We start from the raw sequence: 17,251 nt of genomic DNA, 5'->3' as shown, positions 1-17,251 counted from the left end.
AGGGTCGGCTCGGGGTGGATGCGCGGACGAACCCCGATGCGCCCGGCTCGTCACCGGCCGTAGCGTGCTCGCCATGGCACTGCACCAGACCACCGCCGCCCGTCGTCGCCGCGCCGCCGCGCCCGTCGCGTTGGGGCTGACCACCGCCCTCATCCTGCTCGCCGGGTGCGACAACCTGTCCTTCCGCCGGCTCGACTATGACAACACCGAGGCGGTGAAGATCACCACCATCCGGGTGCAGGGGGGCTCCGGGGACGTGATCGTCCGCGGCACCGGCACGGCGGGCGAGGCACGGATCAAGCGGGTGGTGCGCTACCAGGGCGGCGAACCCAAGACCCGGTACGAGATCAAGGACAGCGAGCTGATGCTGGACACCGACTGCGGCAACCGGTGCAGCGTCTCGTACGAGGTGACAGTTGGAGAGGGCGTGACCGTGCAGGGCGAGAGCGGCTCGGGTGACGTCGAGCTGACCAAGACCGGCGCGGTGAAGCTGCGGCTGGGCTCGGGCGACGTGCGGATCAGCGACGTCGCCGGGGCGATCGACGTGGAGACCGGCTCCGGCAACATCGAGGTGAGTGAGGCCCGTTCGGCAGTACGGCTGCGCGCCGGCTCGGGCGACATCACCGCTCGCCGGGTGGACGGCGCGACGGACGCCGAGGCCGGTTCCGGCAACGTCACCGTCGAGCTGGAGACGGCCGCCTCGGCACGTCTGCACGCCTCAAGTGGGGACGTCTCGTTGGTCGTGCCGGCCGGCAGCTACCGGGTCCGCTCCAGCACCGACTCCGGTGACGCTCGGATCACCGTCGCCGACGACCCGGCCGCGTCCCTGGTGCTCGACGGCTCGGCCGGCAGCGGCGACGTGTCGATCAGCCAGCGTTGATGTCGATCAGCCTGCGTTGATCTCAACGGTCGCCGCCGCACCGGACACCGGCTGCGCCGGTACGGTCACCCGTCCCGGCCCCGCCGGCGCCTGGCCGCCCCGCCGGGCTCCGGTCGCGCAGACTCGCCGGGCTCGCGTCGGGACCGCTCGGTGGGCCGTACCGCCCCGCTGTGGCCGGGTCGGGGCGGAGCGGGCGGCTGGTAGGGGTCGCCGGGCCGGCGGGGATCAGCTCCGGGCGGCGACGGGCGGCGACGTCCTCGACCCAGCCGACGACAAGGGTGACCAGACCGACAAGCGCGAAGACCAGCAGCACCCGGACGGCGAGCCCCACCGGGTCCTGGCGCGACCATCCGACCACGTCGACGAGCGGAGTGAGCGCCACCACGAACGGCATGTGCCAGAGATAGATGGTGAGAGCCCGCCGGTTGACCACTGTCACCACCCGGTCGGCCAGCCGGCTGCGCTCCAGCCAGGCCACCCCGGCCGGAGCCCGACCCAGCACGATCAGGATGAACGCGGCCGACCACAGCGCGTTGCCGAGGTGGTTCTCGTTGAGGTCGTACCCGCGCGGGCCGGGATGCGTGACGATCCAGGCCCCGCCGGCGACAGCGAGGGCCAGCGACAGCGGGTACAGCACCCGACCGGCGAGTCGGCGCAGCATCCCGGCGTGGTGGGCGAAACCGAGCAACCACGCGCCGAAGTACAGCCCGAACTCGCGCACCACCGGCGGCGCCGGGTAGATTCCCACCTCGATCGTCACCAGCACCACGTACGGGGCGAGCAGGGTGGGCAGCGGCGCCCGCCGGAACAGCCAGAGCGCGACCGGCGAGGCGAGCACGAACCACAGGTAGTCGCGCAGGTACCAGATGGTGCTCAGTCCCACCGCACCCCAGTTGTTCGCCGGCGGATCGGCTATCGGAAACAGCCACAGCAGCACCCGGGGCGACAGCGACAGCCCGGTGAGCAGCATGGCCGGCACGAAGACTGCCGCCAGCACCCACAGCGACGGCAGCAGACGGCGCAACCGGCGGCCGACCGCCACCGGGCCGGTGCGGTCGAGCGAGGCGGCCATCAACGAGCCGGCCAGCGCGAACATCACCGACATGGCAGGGAAGACGAGCGTGAGGGTCGCCAAGCCGGTGACGTGGTAGACGACCACCCGGACGATGGCCAGGAAACGGAGCAGATCGAGGTATCTGTTGCGCATCAGCCTGCATCTGGGTCGGGGACGCGGGGGTGTTCTTCCCCTACCCTCCGCGGCCCGCGCGCCAAACGACGCCGACCCCCACCGATCGTGAAGCTGCCCACGCTCGGCCGATGATCGGACCGACCGGCGACCCGGCCCACCCGGCGGCGTTCAGAAGCCCAGCTTGCGCAACTGCCTCGGGTCGCGCTGCCAGTCCTTCGCGACCCGTACGTGCAGGTCGAGATAGACCCGGCTGCCCAGCAACTCCTCGATCTGCCGGCGGGCGTTCGTGCCGACCTCCTTGAGCCGGCTCGCCTTGTGGCCGAGAACGATTGCCTTCTGGCTGGGCCGCTCCACGTACAGGTCGGCGTAGATCTTGATGACCTGCCCCTCGGGGATCATCTCCTCCACCACCACGGCGATGGAGTGCGGCAGCTCGTCGCGGACGCCCTCCAGGGCCGCCTCCCGGATCAGCTCCGCGACCATCACCTGCTCCGGGTCGTCGGTGAGCATGTCGTCCGGGTAGAGCTGGGGCGACGGCGGCAGGTACTTGGTCATCACGTCGACGAGCGTGTCCACCTGGTGCCCGGAGACCGCGCTCACCGGCACGATCTCGGCGAACTCCCCCAGCTGGCTCACCGCGAGCAACTGCTCGGCCAGCCGGCGCTTGTCGACCAGGTCGGTCTTGGTGACCACCGCCAGCACTGTTGCCTTCAGCTCGGCCAGCTCGCCGGTGATGAACCGGTCGCCGCGGCCCACCGGCTCGTCCGCCGGGATGCACAGGCCGATCACGTCGACCTCGGTCCAGGTGGAGCGGACCAGGTCGTTGAGGCGCTCGCCGAGCAGCGTACGGGGGCGGTGCAGACCCGGCGTGTCCACCAGGACCAGCTGCGACTCCGGACGGTGCAGCACCGCCCGGATGACGTGCCGGGTGGTCTGCGGCTTGTTCGAGGTGATCGCGATCTTGGTGCCGACGATGGCGTTGGTGAGCGTGGACTTGCCGGCGTTGGGACGGCCCACGAAACAGCCGAACCCGGCCCGGTACGGACGCGGCTCCGGATCCCGCACGGGGCTCACTGGGTCACCGTGCCGAGCACGGTGCCGTCCGGCGCGGCCAGGTGGATCGGCGCGTCCACGGCGAGGTCGCGTACGGCGGCGTGCCCGGCGCCGTCAAGCGTCGACGCCTCGGTCACCACAGCCGCCGCCTCCAGCCGGCCCGCCCCTGCGGCCACGGCCGAGGCCACCGCCAACTGCAGAGCCGTGAGGGTCAGCGAGGGCAGCGCGACGCTGGCCGCCGCGTACGTCCGGCCATCCTGATCCCGAACCGCGGCGCCCTCCACGGCACCGACCCGCCCGCGAGCGCCCCGGGCCAGGACGACGAGCTTGCCGTCCTCGGCGCTCAGCGGTGCCGGCGCGGTGGGGGTGGGCTGGGCGGCGGGCGCGGCGGGTGTCTCAGGCATCGGCGGCTTGCCTCTCCTCGTCTCGATAATGATCCGGGTCGTCCCCGGGGCCGGCATGGTCGCCGCGCCCGGTGCTGTCCTGCTCGTCGCCCGACTCCACCCTGCTGACCAGGACGGTGTCGATCCGGTTGCGCCGGCCCGTGGTGCCCTCGGCGACCAGCCGGAGGCCGGCCACCTCGGCCTGCGCTCCGGGGATCGGCACCCGCCCCAGCGACTGGGCGAGCAGGCCACCGACCGTCTCCACCTCGTCGGTGGGCAGGTCGGCGCCGAACATCTCGCCCAGGTTCTCCACCGGCAGGCGGGCGGTCACCCGCACCGAGGAGTCCGCGAGGCGTTCGACAGGCGGGCGTTCGACATCGTACTCGTCGGTGATCTCACCGACGATCTCCTCCAGGATGTCCTCGATGGTGACCAGACCGCCGGTGCCGCCGTACTCGTCGACCACGATGACCAGGTGGTTGCGGGCCGCCTGCATCTCCGACAGCAGGTCGTCGACCGGCTTGGACTCCGGCACGAAGGTGGCCGGGCGCATCAGCTCGGCCACCGGCAACTGCTCGGCGTCCGGGTCGCCGCCCCGCGACCGGCGGATCAGGTCCTTCAGGTAGAGCACCCCGAGCACGTCGTCGACGCTCTCGCCGATCACCGGGATGCGGGAGAAACCCGAGCGCAGGAAGAGCACCAACGCCTGGGCGAGGGTCTTGCCCTCCTCGATCCACACCATCTCGGTACGCGGAACCATCACCTCACGGGCGATGGTGTCGCCGAGCGCGAAGACCGAGTGGATCATCTGACGCTCGCCGTGCTCAACGACGCCGCGCTGCTCGGCCAGGTCCACCAGCTCGCGCAGCTCCACCTGGCTGGCGAACGGCCCCTCCCGGAAGCCGCGCCCCGGGGTGACCGCGTTGCCGATCAGGATGAGCAGCGACGCGAGGGGGTTGAGCGCGCGGCCCAGCCAGCGGACCAACGGCGCGACCGCACGGCCCACCGCGTACGCGTGCTGCCGGCCGATGGTGCGCGGGGCGACACCGACCACCACGAAGCTGACGACTGTCATCGCGCCGGCTGTGACAAGCGCGGCACGCCAACCGGCGCCGAAGCTGTCCACCGCTACCAACGCCACGAGCGTGGTGGCGGTCAGCTCGGCGAGCAGCCGCAGCAACAGCAGCAGATTGAGGTGCCGGACGACGTCCGAGGCCACGACCTGGAGGGTCCGCGCGCCGCGCACGCCGTCGCGGGCCAGTTCGGCGGCCCGGGCCGGTGAGACCGCGGCGAGCGCCGCCTCGGTCATGGCGATCACGCCGGCCAGCACCACCAGGCCCGCCGCGAAGACGATCAGTTGCAGGTCGGGAAGGCCGGCCGTGGGGCCGACCGCGAGTAACGGAGGAGTGGACATCACTGGGTGCGGGTCGACCGCCAGCTCGCCAGCAGTCGAGCCTGCAGAGCGAACATCTCGCGCTCCTCCTCCGGCTCGGCGTGGTCGTAGCCGAGCAGGTGCAGCACCCCGTGCACGGTGAGCAGGTGCAGCTCGTCGGCCGAGGCGTGCCCCGCGGTCGCCGCCTGCTTGGCCGCGACCTCGGGGCACAGCACGATGTCACCGAGCAGGGCGGGTTCGCCGCCGGCGGGTGCGCTCTCGCCCGGGCCGTGGTCGACGCTTCCCTCGTCCATCGGGAAGGCGAGCACGTCGGTCGGGCCGTCCCCGCCCATCCAGCGGTGGTTCAGCTCGGTCATGTAGTCGATGTCGACAAGCAGCACGGACAGCTCGGCGAGGGGGTTGACCCCCATCTCGTCGAGGGCGTGCCGGGCGACGGCGAGCACGGCGTCGGTGTCGACGTCGACACCGGACTCGTTGGCGATCTCGATGGACAACTGCTTTCCTCTGCTTTAGCGGCGGCGGCCGGCCCGGCCGCCCTGGGCGGGTCGCCCGGGCACGGCATGGACGCCCTGCGCCTGCTGGTTCTCCCGCTCGGCGTCCCAGCGGGCGTACGCGTCGACGATCTCCCCGACCAGCCGGTGGCGCACCACGTCGGAGCTGGACAACTGGGAGAAGTGCACGTCGTCGACGTTCTCCAGGATCTCCCGGACCACCCGTAGGCCGCTGCTCGTCCCGCCGGGAAGGTCCACCTGGGTGATGTCACCCGTCACGACGATCTTGGAGTTGAAGCCGAGCCGGGTGAGGAACATCTTCATCTGCTCGGGCGTCGTGTTCTGCGCCTCGTCCAGAATGATGAACGCGTCGTTCAGGGTGCGACCCCGCATGTACGCCAGTGGCGCGACCTCGATCGTCCCGGCGGCCATCAGCTTCGGGATGGACTCCGGGTCGAGCATGTCGTGCAGCGCGTCGTAGAGCGGGCGCAGGTACGGGTCGATCTTCTCGTTGAGCGTGCCCGGCAGGAAGCCCAGCCGCTCGCCCGCCTCGACCGCCGGTCGGGTCAGGATGATGCGGTTGACCTGCTTGGCCTGCAACGCCTGGACGGCCTTCGCCATCGCCAGGTAGGTCTTGCCGGTGCCGGCCGGGCCGATGCCGAAGACGATTGTGTGTGAGTCGATCGCGTCGACGTACCGCTTCTGCCCGAGTGTCTTGGGGCGGATGGTGCGCCCGCGACGGGAGAGGATGTCGAGGGTCAGGACCTCGGCGGGCCGCTCGGCGCTGCCCTGCTCGAGCATGCCGACGGTACGCCGGACGGCGTCACTGGTCAGGGTCTCGCCTTTCTCGATGAGTTCGAGCAGCTCACTGAAGACCCGCTCGGCGAGGGCGTTGTCGGCGGGGGCGCCGGTGATCGTGATCTCGTTGCCCCGCACGTGCACGTCACTGACGACCGAGCGTTCGACGAGTCGCAGGATCTCGTCGCCCGCGCCGAGCAGATTGACCATGATCTTGGGGTCGGGCACGGTGATCCTGGTCTGCACCCGGGGCGGGCCGGGAGGTGGGGTGCCGGTCATAGGTCGGGCCGAAGGGCCCTGCGCACCTGCTCTCGATCTCGGCGCCGGCCCTGCTGGCACGGCGTGCGGACGTTACACCCATCGTATCGGGTCAACGCGGGCCGCATCGCGCCCATTTCCGCTGGCCGCGATCAACTCCCGGCCCGGAAGTCGTACCTGTCGAAGGTCTCCTGGTGGCGGGTGAACCGGTAGGTCGCCCAGTGCATCCGGACAACCGTCCGCGACTCGTCCCGGGTCAACCGCAGCAGCTCGCCGACCTCCCGGCCGGAGACCGTCCGGAACACGTCCGGGCGGTCGGGCAGCGGCGCGAAGACCGCCGGCGGGCGGCCCGCCGGGTCCCGGACCCCGCGCGCCCGCAGCGCGCCGTCGTGCCAGGAGAAGACATATTCGGAACCCTCGCCCCACCAGCGGCCGAGCACCCCCCGCAGGGCCGCCGGAGCGCCTGGGCCGGGCGCCCACGGCTCGATGTCGGCGGGGTCGTGCTCGACCGCCTCGGCGAGCAGCCGGTGCGGCAGCTCGAACAGCTCGGCCGCCGTACCGGACGAGCCGAGCACCGCGGCGCCCATCGCGCCGGCCGTCCCGTCGCCGCCCCGGCGGCCGTACACACCGGCCAGGAACCCCGGCATCGCGCCGTCGTGCCCCACGTGCACCACCCGTTCGCCCTGCGGGACGAGGATGAGGCCGAGCCCGAAGCCTGTGCCCCAGAGCGTCTCGTCGGTGGTGGTCAGCGGCCAGCGCATCTCGTCAAGGGTGCCCGGGGCGAGTACCGCGCCGGCCGGGTCGAGCGCCGCCGGGTCGGCGAGGAACGCCGCCCAGCGGGCCATGTCGGTAGCGGTGCTCCAGAGCTGGGCGGCCGGGCCGACCGCGCCGAAGTCGGTGGGCGGCTCCGGGTGCGCCTCGTCGGAGTACGCGTCGACCAGGTAGCCGGTGGCCGCCGAGGGCCGGGGCGTCACTGTGGTGTCGGTAAGCCCCAGAGGCGTCAGCACACGCTCGGCGAGCACCTCCGCCCAGCTCGCGTCGCGCAGCCGGCCGACAAGCAGGCCGAGCACTGCCAGGCCCAGGTTGGAGTAGTGGAAACGCCGGCCCGACGGCAGCACCCGCTCGGCGCGGTCCAGCTCACCCACCAACCGCTCGGTGTCCGGCGCGTCCAGGGTGTCCCAGACGTCGCCGTACGGCTCGCGTTGCAGGCCACCGGTGTGCGACAGCAGGCGACGCACGGTCAACTCGCCGTGCGCGGGAAGGTCCAGGTGCCGGCCCACCGCGTCGTCCAGGTCCAGCAACCCGTCGTCGCGGCACTGCAGGGTGAGCACCGCCGTGAAGGTCTTGGTGACCGAGCCGATCCGGAACTGGGTGCCCGGCCCCAACGGGCTGTCGGTCCCGGTGCCCCCGACGGTGCAGGTCCACAGCGGCCGGTCGGCGCGGTGCAGCGCCGCCGACACCGCCGGCACCCGCGCGTCGGCCTGCACCCGCCGGACCAGCCGACCCAACCGGTCGTACGCGTCCGTACCGCTCGTCACGCCAGGTCCCGGGCGAGCATCGGGCCGAGCGGCGCGCCACCGAGCAGGTGCGCGTGGGCGTGGAACACCTCCTGCCCGCCGTACGCCCCGGTGTTGAACATCAGCCGGAACCCGTCGCCGAGCAGCCCCTCGTCCTCGGCCACGGCGGCGGCCGTGGCGAGCACTTCACCGGCCAGCGCCGGGTCGCCCCCGGCGAGCGTGGCGACGTCGGCGTAGTGCTCCTTCGGAATGACCAGGACGTGCACCGGGGCCTTCGGGTCGATGTCGCGGAAGGCGAGCGTGGTGGCGGTCTCCCGGACCACTGTGGCCGGGATCTCCCCGGCGACGATGCGGCAGAACAGGCAGTCGGATCCCATCGGGGCAGTGTAGGTAAGCGCGACCGGCTCGGGCAGGATGGCCGGCATGACGGATCGGGCGGTACTGGTGACCGGCTCCTCGCGCGGCATCGGCCGCGCAGTGGTGGAGGCGTTCGCCGCCGGCGGCGACCGGGTGGCAATCCACCACCGCGACTCCGCCGACGCGGCCGAGGAGCTACGGGCGCGGCTGCCCGGCTCGGGGCACGTGGTGGTCCGCGCCGACCTCACCGACCCGGACGCCGTCCGGGCCATGGTCGACCGGGCCGCCGAACTGCTCGGCGGGCTCGACGTGCTTGTTAACAACGCCGGGGTGTACGGCGACCGGGACGACCCGCACCCGGTTTTCGGCACCTCGTACGAGCAGTGGCAGCGGCGCTGGCGTCAGGTGGTGGAGACCAACCTGACCGGGGCCGGCAACGTCATCTGGTGCGCCGCCCAGCACCTGCGCGAGCGTGGCGGCCGGATCGTCAACGTGTCGTCCCGGGGCGCGTTCCGGGGTGAGCCGGACCAGCCGGCGTACGGCGCCAGCAAGGCGGGGCTGAACGCGCTGGGCCAGTCCCTCGCCGTGGCGCTCGCCCCGTACGGCATCACGGTGGCCACCGTCGCGCCGGGCTTCGTGGCTACCGACATGACGACCGAGCACCTGAGCGGCGAGCGCGGCGCGGCCATCCGGGCGCAGAGCCCGTTCGACCGGGTGGCCCGGCCGGAGGAGATCGCGGCCGCCGTGCACTGGTTGGCGTCGCCGCAGGCCGAGTGGGCCTCTGGCACCATCGTCGACCTCAACGGCGCCTCCTACCTGCGCAGCTGACGGCCCGCTCCGACAAGATCGACTACCAGCGGCCCAGGCGGGTGGCGAGCACGGCGAGCGCCGCCACGCCGGCCGTCGAGGTACGCAGCACGGCCGGGCCGAGTCGCACCGGCCGGCCTCCGGCCTCCCGGAACGCGGTCAACTCGGCCGGGGCGATGCCGCCCTCCGGGCCGACGACCAGGACGATCTCACCGGTGGACGGCAGCTCGGCGGTGGTCAGCCGCTCCTCGGCCTCCTCGTGCAGGACGAACGCGGCAGCGGCGCCGGCGATGCGGCGGGCGACAGTCGCGGTGGACTCGTCCGGCGCACCGGCCACCACGGGCAGCCACGGCCGGCGGGCCTGTTTGGCGGCCTCCCGGGCGGTGGCGACCCACTTCTCCCGGGCCCGTACGCCCCGGTCGCCGCGCCACTGGGCGACCGAACGCGACGCCGCCCAGGGCACGATCTCGTCCACCCCGACCTCGGTCATCGCCTGCACTGCCAGCTCGCCCCGATCACCCTTGGCGATGCCCTGCACGGTGACGATCCGGGGTACGGGCGCGTCCGCGTACCCCCGGGAGGTGACGGTGACCTCCAGGCTGCCCCTGCCGACGGCGGTGACCACGGCGGCGGCCGTGCCACCCCGCCCGTCGGCAAGCAGCAGCTCCTCGCCGACGCGTAGCCGCTGCACGGTGGCGGCGTGGTGCCCCTCGGGGCCGTCGAGGGTCAGCGCGTCACCGGTGGGCAGCGCGTCGACCAGGAAGAGCGGCGCGGACACGTCAGGCGTGGCCGTTGAACGCGTCGCGCATCCGGGAGAAGAAGCCGCCCTGCTTGGTCAGCTCGGCGACCTCCTCGCCCCGGGTCTTGGCGAAGTCGCGCAGCATCTTCTCCTGGTCGGGGTCGAGCTTGGTGGGGGTTCGGACGTCGAGGTGCACGTAGAGGTCGCCCCGGCCGGTGCCGCGCAGGTGCGGCACACCACGGGCGCGCAGCCGCAGCGTGCTGGCCGGCTGGGTGCCGGCCTTGACGTCGACGGTCTCCTCGCTGTCCAGCGTCTTGATGGTGAGCCGGGTGCCCAGCGCGGCGGCGGTCATCGGCACGGTGACGCGGCAGTGCAGGTCGTCGCCCTTGCGGGAGTAGACGTCGTGCGGCCGCTCGTGGATCTCCACGTAGAGGTCACCGGCGGTGCCGCCGCCGGGGCCGACCTCGCCCTGCTGGGCCAGCCGGATCCGCATGCCGTCCTCGACGCCGGCCGGGATCTTGACGGTGAGCGAGCGGCGGGTGCGCACCCGGCCGTCGCCCGCGCAGGTGGGGCAGGGGTGCGGGATGGTGGTGCCGTAGCCCTGGCAGACGGTGCACGGCCGGGCGGAGACCACCTGACCGAGGAAGGTGCGCTGCACCGACTGCACCTCGCCCCGCCCACCGCACGCCTCACAGGTGGCGAGGTGCGTGCCGGCGGCCGTGCCGGCGCCGGAGCAGGTGGTGCAGAGCACAGCGGTGTCGACGGTGATCGGTGCCTCGACGCCGAACGCCGTCTCGTGCAGGTCGAGTTCGAGGCGCAGGATCGCGTCGGCGCCCGGACGGGTACGCGGACGCGGCCCACGGGCACCGCCCGCCGCGCCACCGAAGAACGCGTCCATGATGTCCTGGAAACCGACGAACGGACCGGCCCCACCCGGGCCGCCCGGGCCGCCCGCGCCGCCGCCCCCGGGGGCGAGCGGGTCGCCACCCAGGTCGACGATCTGCCGCTTCCGGTCGTCCGAGAGGACCTCGTACGCGGCGTTGATGTCCTTGAACTTCTCCTGGGCCTCCGGGTCCGGATTGACATCCGGGTGGAACTGGCGTGCCAGCTTGCGGTAGGCGCGCTTGATCTCATCATCGGAGGCTTCCCGGCTGACACCGAGGATGCCGTAGTAGTCCCTGGCCACTGCGTTCCGTGTCCTCATGTTCGTCTCGCGTTACGCCGACCGGCGGCCGCAGCCGGCCGTCGGCCCTGACCTGTCAGTTCTGGGCCAGCAGCTCGCCCACGTAGCGTGCCACGGCGCGCACCGTGGCGATATTGCCGGGGTAGTCCATGCGGGTGGGCCCCAACACACCGAGGCCACCCACGATGGTGGCCCCCGGGCCGTACCCGGTGCTGACCACCGAGGCGGCGCGCAGGTTGTCGAACTCGTTCTCGTCGCCGATCAGCACCCGGGTCGTGCTGGGCTCGGTCTCGCCGATGAGCTTGAGCAGCACGACCTCCTCCTCCAGAGCCTCCAGGATCGGCCGCAGTGAGCCCTGGAAGTCGAGCAGGCCACCCCGGGTGAGGTTGGCGGTGCCGGCCAGGGCGATGCGCTCCTCGTGCCGCTCGACGAGCGTCTCCAACAGGACCGTGGCGAGGGTGGTCATCGTCGGACGCAGCTTGGGCGGCACCTCCTCGACAAGCGCCTGCACCAGCGGCGGGGTGTCGGACAGGCGGGCGCCGGCGAGCTTCTCGTTTATCACTCGGCGCAGGTCGGTGACGTCGTCGGCGGGCACCGGCCCGGGCAGCTCCACCAACCGCTGCTCGACCCGGCCGGTGTCGGCGATCATGACGAGCATCAGCCGGGTGGTGGAGATCGGCACCAGCTCCAGGTGCCGCACCGAGGAGCGGGCCAGCGACGGGTACTGCACGACTGCCACCTGCCGGGTGAGCTGGGCAAGCAGGCGTACGGTGCGGTGCACCACGTCGTCGAGGTCGACCGCGCCGACGAGGAAGCGCTCGATGGCCCGGCGTTCGGCAGGGCTGAGCGGCTTGACCCGGGACAACCTGTCGACGAAGAGCCGGTAGCCACGGTCGGTGGGCACCCGGCCGGCACTTGTGTGCGGCTGCCGGATGTAGCCCTCCTCCTCCAGCACGGCCATGTCGTTGCGGACCGTCGCCGGGGAGACACCTAGTTGGTGCCGCTCGACAAGCGCCTTGCTGCCGACCGGCTCCTGGGTGGAGACGTAGTCCTCGACGATGGCGCGGAGCACGGCGAGCTTGCGGTCGTCCAGACCCATCCTCCGCACCTCCTGTCGCACGTCGGCCGACGGCCCACCGGGGCCGACGGCCGCCCTGGCACTCGACTGTAACGAGTGCCAGTCTACGTCGGCGCCCCCGCCGACGCGATGATCAACGACAGGCCGCCGCTGCGGCCCGTGCCACCCCATCCGGCCGATCGGCCCGCGTGGCCGGCCGGTGTCGCTCTGGTGCGACCTTGCTGCGGGCACCTACCGTGACAGTCATGACTGAACCACCTCGCCCTCCCGGTGCGGGAGACCCCGGCAGTTACCCGCCGGAGCCGACTCCCCCGGGCTCGTCCTCCGCGGCCGAGCCGCCCACCGCACCACTGTCCGGGGCACCCGGCCCGGGCGGCTATCCCCCGGCCGGTGGCTATCCGCCGCCCACCGGTGACCAACCGCCGTCAGGTGGCTACCCTCCGGCGGGTGGCTATCCGCCGCCCGGCGGTTACCCCCCGCCCGGCGGTTACCCCGCTGGCGGGTACCCGACCGGTGGCGCCTACGGCGGCCCCGGCGGCGGCTATGCCAACAACGAGGACAAGACCTGGGCGTTGGTCGCGCACTTCGGCGGTGCCCTCGGCGCGCTGATCAGCTTTGGTCCGCTGGGCTTCGTCGCCCCGCTCATCGCCTACCTGGCCCGCGGCAACCAGTCGCCGACCGTCCGGGCGCATGCTCTGGCCGCCCTCAACTTCCAGATCCTCTGGTCGATCATCGCGTTCGTGCTGCTCTTCGTGAGCTGGTGCCTGCTCTTCCTGCCCAGCATCGCCGTCGTGGTGATCCAGATCCTGTTCGGGATCATCGCGGGCATGAAGGCCAACGAGGGCACCCCCTACCGCTACCCGATGTCAGCCAACTTCATCAAGTGATCCGGTCCGGCCGCTCCCCCGGCCGGCCCGCAGCACCCGCTGCCCCGCTCCGGGGCAGCGGGAGCCCACTCAGGGCAGCAGGTCGCGCACGACCGCGTCGGCGAGCAACCGCCCGCGCAGGGTGAGCACCGCCCGACCGGCCGCGTACTCATCGGCGTCCAGCAGGCCGTCGGCCAGCGCCCGCTCCGCACCGGCCCGGCCGGTGCCGTCGAGCACCGCCAGCGGCAGGCCACTGGCGAGTCGCAGCCGGAGCATCACGTCCTCCATGTGCGCCTCGTCGACCGTGAGCACCTCCCGGGCCAGGCCGGGAGACGCACCCGCGGCCAACCGCTGGGCGTACGCCGAGGGGTGTTTGACGTTCCACCAGCGCACCCCGCCGACGTGGCTGTGCGCCCCCGGCCCCAGCCCCCACCAGTCCGCGCCGGTCCAGTAGAGCAGGTTGTGCCGGCAGCGCGCCTCGTCGGTGCGGGCCCAGTTGGAGACCTCGTACCAGGAGAGCCCGGCCGCGTCGAGTGCGGCCTCCGCGGCGAGGTAACGGTCCGCGGCCACGTCGTCACTGGGGTACGCCAGCTCGCCGCGTTTCATCCGGGCGGCGAGCCGGGTGCCGTCCTCGACGATCAGGGCGTACGCGCTGACGTGGTCCACCCCTGCGGCCACGACCTGCTCCAGCGTGGCGGCGAAGTCCTCGGCGCGCTCCCCGGGCGTGCCGTAGATCAGGTCCAGGTTGACGTGCTCGAACCCGGCGTCGCGTGCCTCCAGGGCGGCGGCGGTGGCCCGACCGGCGCTGTGTTTGCGGTCCAGGATCGCGAGCACCCCAGGGGAGGCGGACTGCATGCCCAGCGAGATCCGGGTGTAGCCGGCGGCCCGCAGCCGCCGCAACGACTCCGGGGTGACCGACTCCGGGTTGGCCTCGGTGGTCACCTCGACGTCGGCGGCGAGCCCCCAGGTGCGGTCGATGCCGTCGAGGATGCGGGCCAGGTCGTCGGCGGGGAGCAGGGTGGGGGTGCCGCCGCCGACGAAGACCGTGTCGACCCGGGGCGGCGGGTTGTCGCCGAGCACCCGGGCGGCGAGCGCCAGCTCGGCCAGCACGGTGTCGGCGTACGCCTCGCGGCTGGCGCCCCCACCCAGCTCAGCTGCCGTGTAGGTGTTGAAGTCGCAGTAGCCGCAGCGGCTGGCGCAGAACGGCACGTGGACGTACACGCCGAAGCCGCGCGCGCCGACCGCCGAGGTGGCGGTGGCGGGCAGCGATCCGTCGACGGGGACGGTCTCACCATCTGGAAGGACGCCGGGCATGGCCACTAGTGTGCCCGGCATGACCTCTCCCGACGTCCTCGTGCGGGTCGCCACGGCCCGTGGGGTGACCACCCTCACCCTCGACAGCCCGCACAACCGCAACGCGCTCTCCACAGCCCTGATGACCCAGTTGCTGGCCGGGCTGGCCGAGGCGGTGGCCGACGACGCGGTCCGGGCGATCGTGCTGGACCACACCGGCCCGGTCTTCTGCTCCGGCGCGGACCTGAAGGAGACCGCCGCGGCGTACGCCAGCGGAACGGTGCCGGCCGGGATGCTTGGCGACGTCCTCGCGGCGCTGTGGGAGTGCCCGAAGCCGGTGCTCGCGCGGGTCGCCGGGCCGGCGCGGGCCGGCGGGCTGGGCCTGATCGCGGCCGCCGACCTGGCGGTCTGCGCCGACGAGGCGACGTTCGCGTTCACCGAGGTACGGATCGGGGTGATCCCGGCGGTGATCTCGGCGACCGTGCTGCCCCGACTGCACCCGCGTGCCGCCGCCGAGCTGTACCTGACCGGCGACACCTTCGACGGCCGACGGGCCGCCGAGATCGGCCTGGTCACCGCGAGCGTGCCGGCGGACGGGCTGGACGACGCGGTACGGCGCTACTGCGACTCGCTGGTGCGCGGTGCGCCCGGCGCGCTGGCCGGCGCGAAGGAGCTGCTGCGCCGGCCGGGCGCCGCCGAGCTGCGAGGTGACCTGGCCCGGCTGTCCGCCCTCTCCACCGGCTACTTCCTCTCCGACGAGGGGCGCGAGGGAGTCACCGCGTTCCGGGAGAAGAGGCCGGCGCGCTGGGTGCCCGCTCTGGACGACGGTTCCGGCGATCATGCCGGATAGGACCGGCCGTTGGCCTGCCGGGGCGCCGCCGTGTTGTCGGCGCCCCGGTGTCCGGTCGGGTCACCAGGCGGTCGCGCCGCCGTCGACGGGGTAGTTCGCTCCGGTGATGTACGACGCCCGGTCGGACGCGAGGAAGACCACCAGCTCGGCGACCTCCTCCGGGCGGGCGAAGCGCTTGAGGAGCGTCTTCGCCGTGATGGCGTCCCGGGCCGCCTGGTTGTCACCGAGGTCCCGCTCACTGGCCGGGGTGAGGATCGGGCCGGGGCTGACGGCCACCGCGCGGATGCCGTGGGGTGCGCCTTCGAGCGCGAGCTGCCGCGTCAGACCGATGACGCCTGCGTTCGCCGCGGTGTGGCCCACCATCGGGGGGACCTGGCCCGCGATCATGCCGGCCATCGAGGCGGCGTTGATGATGACGCCGCCACCGCGCCGGACCAGGTGCGGCCAGGCGTACTTCGACACGAAGTAGGGAATGTCGAGTTCCCCGGTGATCGTGTAGCGCCAGTCCTCCACCGAGAAGTCGGGCATCGGGCCGAAGCGCAGCGCTGCCGCGTTGTTGTAGACCACGTCGAGCCCGCCGTAGACGGTCGCGGCGTCCTCGACGAGCTTCCGGGCCTGTTCCGGGTCGGTCAGGTCGACGGGCGCGACGCTCGTCATCTCCCCTCCGGCCGCCCGGACGAGGTCGACCGTCTCGTTGTTGCCGTCGACCTGGATGTCGGCTCCGACGACCTTCGCGCCCTCGCGGGCGAAGGTGAGCGCCGCGACGCGGCCCAGACCGCCGCCGGTGCCGGTGATGAGTACGACCTTGCCGTCCAGCATGCCCATCGAACTTCTCCTTGCCTGGTCAGGATCCGTTTCCGGCCCCCTGATTGACGTGTCAATCGCCCAAGTCCCCGATCGGTCGATCGCTTCCCCAACCGAGGCTCGGGTGACCTGGAAGACAGGCCGGAGTCCGACCGACGCGGCAGGTGAGTTCGCCGCCGGAGCGGGAACGTCCCGTTCGGTACGCGCCGGCACCGTGGACCCCGAACCGCTCGGACGACCCGGACGACGCCAACGGGGACGTACGCTTGTCGAACTGTCGTTCAGGGGGTGTGGGTGCGAACTCGGGCAGCCGTGGCGGGTGGAGTGGTGCTCATCCTCGTCGCCGTGATCGCGATCTGGCTCGTCGTCCGGCAGGTCGGGAATGAACTGCGCCTGCCGCTGGCGGGCCGCACCTGCACGGTCCAGGCCGACGGCCGGGTCGCGCTGGACGTCGAGCAGATGGCCAACGCGGCGACCATCGCGGCGATCGGCGCCCAGCGCGGGATGCCGGAGCGGGCCGTGGTGATCGCGCTGGCCACCGCGTACCAGGAGTCGGGGCTGCGCAACCTCCCCGACGGCGACCGGGACTCGGTCGGCCTGTTCCAGCAGCGTCCGAGTCAGGGCTGGGGCACGTCGGCGCAGATCCGCGACCCCCGCTACGCGGCGAACCGGTTCTACAAGGCGCTCAAGAAGGTGCGCGGCTGGGAGAAGATGCGGGTCACCGACGCCGCCCAGCGGGTGCAGCGCTCGGCGTTCCCCGAGGCGTACCAGAAGTGGGCCGACGACTCCGAGGTGCTCACCAAGGCCCTGCTCGGCGACGTCACAGGCGCGGTGGCGTGCACGGTGGGGCGTACCCCGGTGATGCACGGCGCGGCGGCGGCCGCCCAGCTGACCCGCAACCTGGTGCTGGACTGGGGTGTGTCGAGCGCCGACCCGGCCAGCCAGACCGGGCTTGCGGTGACGGCGGACGACAAGCGCGACGGCTGGCGGTACGCGCACTGGCTGGTCTCGCACGCCCAGGACCACGGGGTGAAACGGGTCCGCTTCGGCGACCTGGAGTGGACCGCCCGCAACGGCACCTGGGGCCGGGTCACCGGCGAGCAGGGTCCTGCGGGCCAGGTGGTGGCCGAGGTCTTCGCCGAGGGCTGAGCGACCCGGATCTCTTAACCGGCAGTCACCGCACAATCGGTCACGGCACCACAGAGCACCCAATTGACCCCAGAGATGTCACCGTGTGCAGCAGTACCGCTGCATGCGGTCTGGCCGGGGCCCGCCCACGTCGCACGCCCTCCCCGACGCATGGACAGTCGCG

General features: G+C 72.6%; 18 protein-coding genes. 5 read left to right on the top strand and 13 right to left on the bottom strand.

Annotated features, from left to right (window positions below):
* Nucleotides 1–73 precede the first annotated feature (73 nt).
* On the top strand, nt 74–880 hold the full coding sequence (locus ACLQ26_RS00400) for a DUF4097 family beta strand repeat-containing protein (RefSeq protein ID WP_425742550.1): 807 nt from the start codon (nt 74–76) through the stop codon (nt 878–880).
* 22 nt (nt 881–902) lie between these two features.
* Here the strand turns inward: ACLQ26_RS00400 and ACLQ26_RS00395 are convergent, their stop codons facing one another.
* The 8 genes from ACLQ26_RS00395 to ACLQ26_RS00360 all read right to left on the bottom strand — a co-directional run bounded on the left by ACLQ26_RS00395 (nt 903) and on the right by ACLQ26_RS00360 (nt 8,339).
* Nucleotides 903–2,087, bottom strand: coding sequence for an acyltransferase family protein (locus ACLQ26_RS00395; protein ID WP_425742549.1), 1,185 nt, complete (start codon nt 2,085–2,087; stop codon nt 903–905).
* A 150-nt stretch (nt 2,088–2,237) separates the two neighbouring features.
* Nucleotides 2,238–3,134, bottom strand: coding sequence for a GTPase Era (gene era / locus ACLQ26_RS00390; RefSeq protein ID WP_425743119.1), 897 nt, complete (start codon nt 3,132–3,134; stop codon nt 2,238–2,240).
* A 5-nt stretch (nt 3,135–3,139) separates the two neighbouring features.
* Complete coding sequence (locus tag ACLQ26_RS00385; RefSeq protein WP_425742548.1) at nt 3,140–3,526, bottom strand: cytidine deaminase; 387 nt, start codon at nt 3,524–3,526, stop codon at nt 3,140–3,142.
* Nucleotides 3,519–4,943, bottom strand: a complete 1,425-nt coding sequence (locus ACLQ26_RS00380; protein ID WP_363689364.1) for a hemolysin family protein — start codon at nt 4,941–4,943, stop codon at nt 3,519–3,521. Before ACLQ26_RS00380 ends, ACLQ26_RS00385 begins: the two co-directional genes overlap by 8 nt.
* Nucleotides 4,919–5,392 carry an rRNA maturation RNase YbeY gene (gene ybeY, locus ACLQ26_RS00375; RefSeq protein WP_030336457.1) on the bottom strand — a complete coding sequence of 158 codons (474 nt, stop codon included), beginning with the start codon at nt 5,390–5,392 and terminating at the stop codon, nt 4,919–4,921. The genes ACLQ26_RS00380 and ybeY overlap by 25 nt, the downstream gene beginning before the upstream one ends.
* Nucleotides 5,393–5,407: 15 nt before the next feature.
* A complete protein-coding gene (locus ACLQ26_RS00370; RefSeq protein WP_425742547.1) occupies nt 5,408–6,466 on the bottom strand; it encodes a PhoH family protein in 1,059 nt (352 codons plus the stop codon).
* A 131-nt stretch (nt 6,467–6,597) separates the two neighbouring features.
* Complete coding sequence (locus ACLQ26_RS00365) at nt 6,598–7,983, bottom strand: serine hydrolase domain-containing protein (RefSeq protein WP_425742546.1); 1,386 nt, start codon at nt 7,981–7,983, stop codon at nt 6,598–6,600.
* Nucleotides 7,980–8,339, bottom strand: coding sequence for a histidine triad nucleotide-binding protein (locus tag ACLQ26_RS00360; protein WP_425742545.1), 360 nt, complete (start codon nt 8,337–8,339; stop codon nt 7,980–7,982). Before ACLQ26_RS00360 ends, ACLQ26_RS00365 begins: the two co-directional genes overlap by 4 nt.
* Nucleotides 8,340–8,385: 46 nt before the next feature.
* Between ACLQ26_RS00360 and ACLQ26_RS00355 the strand changes: the two genes are divergently transcribed.
* Entirely contained in the window at nt 8,386–9,147 is a 762-nt protein-coding gene (locus ACLQ26_RS00355) for an SDR family NAD(P)-dependent oxidoreductase (RefSeq protein WP_363689234.1), read from the top strand.
* Nucleotides 9,148–9,169: 22 nt separating this feature from the next.
* Here ACLQ26_RS00355 and ACLQ26_RS00350 read toward each other — a convergent pair whose 3' ends face one another.
* The 3 genes from ACLQ26_RS00350 to hrcA form a co-directional block, all read right to left on the bottom strand.
* The gene (locus ACLQ26_RS00350) at nt 9,170–9,904 is read right to left on the bottom strand and encodes a 16S rRNA (uracil(1498)-N(3))-methyltransferase (protein WP_425742544.1); all 735 of its coding nucleotides are present in this window, start codon (nt 9,902–9,904) and stop codon (nt 9,170–9,172) included.
* Between the two features lies 1 nt (nt 9,905).
* Entirely contained in the window at nt 9,906–11,051 is a 1,146-nt protein-coding gene (gene dnaJ / locus ACLQ26_RS00345; protein WP_172899204.1) for a molecular chaperone DnaJ, read from the bottom strand.
* Nucleotides 11,052–11,124: 73 nt separating this feature from the next.
* Complete coding sequence (hrcA, locus tag ACLQ26_RS00340; protein WP_425742543.1) at nt 11,125–12,147, bottom strand: heat-inducible transcriptional repressor HrcA; 1,023 nt, start codon at nt 12,145–12,147, stop codon at nt 11,125–11,127.
* A 224-nt stretch (nt 12,148–12,371) separates the two neighbouring features.
* Between hrcA and ACLQ26_RS00335 the strand changes: the two genes are divergently transcribed.
* Complete coding sequence (locus ACLQ26_RS00335) at nt 12,372–13,013, top strand: DUF4870 domain-containing protein (RefSeq protein ID WP_425742542.1); 642 nt, start codon at nt 12,372–12,374, stop codon at nt 13,011–13,013.
* Nucleotides 13,014–13,082: 69 nt separating this feature from the next.
* On the opposite strand, the gene hemW is transcribed toward ACLQ26_RS00335, so the two are convergent.
* Nucleotides 13,083–14,306 carry a radical SAM family heme chaperone HemW gene (gene hemW, locus ACLQ26_RS00330; protein WP_425743118.1) on the bottom strand — a complete coding sequence of 408 codons (1,224 nt, stop codon included), beginning with the start codon at nt 14,304–14,306 and terminating at the stop codon, nt 13,083–13,085.
* A gap of 19 nt (nt 14,307–14,325) precedes the next feature.
* On the opposite strand from hemW, the gene ACLQ26_RS00325 reads away from it, so the two are divergent.
* Nucleotides 14,326–15,135, top strand: a complete 810-nt coding sequence (locus ACLQ26_RS00325) for an enoyl-CoA hydratase-related protein (protein WP_425742541.1) — start codon at nt 14,326–14,328, stop codon at nt 15,133–15,135.
* Nucleotides 15,136–15,195: 60 nt separating this feature from the next.
* Here ACLQ26_RS00325 and ACLQ26_RS00320 read toward each other — a convergent pair whose 3' ends face one another.
* Entirely contained in the window at nt 15,196–15,960 is a 765-nt protein-coding gene (locus ACLQ26_RS00320; protein ID WP_425742540.1) for an SDR family NAD(P)-dependent oxidoreductase, read from the bottom strand.
* Between the two features lie 273 nt (nt 15,961–16,233).
* Here ACLQ26_RS00320 and ACLQ26_RS00315 point away from each other — a divergent pair, with 273 nt between their 5' ends.
* Complete coding sequence (locus tag ACLQ26_RS00315; protein ID WP_425742539.1) at nt 16,234–17,088, top strand: hypothetical protein; 855 nt, start codon at nt 16,234–16,236, stop codon at nt 17,086–17,088.
* Nucleotides 17,089–17,251: the final 163 nt, after the last annotated feature.

The sequence above is a fragment of the Micromonospora sp. DT43 genome (assembly GCF_049841645.1).
In the GTDB taxonomy this organism is placed as follows: domain Bacteria; phylum Actinomycetota; class Actinomycetes; order Mycobacteriales; family Micromonosporaceae; genus Micromonospora.
This window is presented reverse-complemented; position numbering and strand designations above follow the sequence as displayed.

Coding starts and splice junctions, on each gene's coding strand:
- ACLQ26_RS00400 (WP_425742550.1), top strand. CDS start 74: ATGGCACTGCACCAGACCACCGCCGCCCGTCGTCGCCGCGCCGCCGCG.
- ACLQ26_RS00320 (WP_425742540.1), bottom strand. CDS start 15,960: ATGGGCATGCTGGACGGCAAGGTCGTACTCATCACCGGCACCGGCGGC.
- ACLQ26_RS00325 (WP_425742541.1), top strand. CDS start 14,326: ATGACCTCTCCCGACGTCCTCGTGCGGGTCGCCACGGCCCGTGGGGTG.
- ACLQ26_RS00395 (WP_425742549.1), bottom strand. CDS start 2,087: ATGCGCAACAGATACCTCGATCTGCTCCGTTTCCTGGCCATCGTCCGG.
- ACLQ26_RS00335 (WP_425742542.1), top strand. CDS start 12,372: ATGACTGAACCACCTCGCCCTCCCGGTGCGGGAGACCCCGGCAGTTAC.
- hemW (WP_425743118.1), bottom strand. CDS start 14,306: ATGCCCGGCGTCCTTCCAGATGGTGAGACCGTCCCCGTCGACGGATCG.
- ACLQ26_RS00355 (WP_363689234.1), top strand. CDS start 8,386: ATGACGGATCGGGCGGTACTGGTGACCGGCTCCTCGCGCGGCATCGGC.
- ACLQ26_RS00385 (WP_425742548.1), bottom strand. CDS start 3,526: ATGCCTGAGACACCCGCCGCGCCCGCCGCCCAGCCCACCCCCACCGCG.
- ACLQ26_RS00360 (WP_425742545.1), bottom strand. CDS start 8,339: ATGGGATCCGACTGCCTGTTCTGCCGCATCGTCGCCGGGGAGATCCCG.
- ACLQ26_RS00370 (WP_425742547.1), bottom strand. CDS start 6,466: ATGACCGGCACCCCACCTCCCGGCCCGCCCCGGGTGCAGACCAGGATC.
- hrcA (WP_425742543.1), bottom strand. CDS start 12,147: ATGGGTCTGGACGACCGCAAGCTCGCCGTGCTCCGCGCCATCGTCGAG.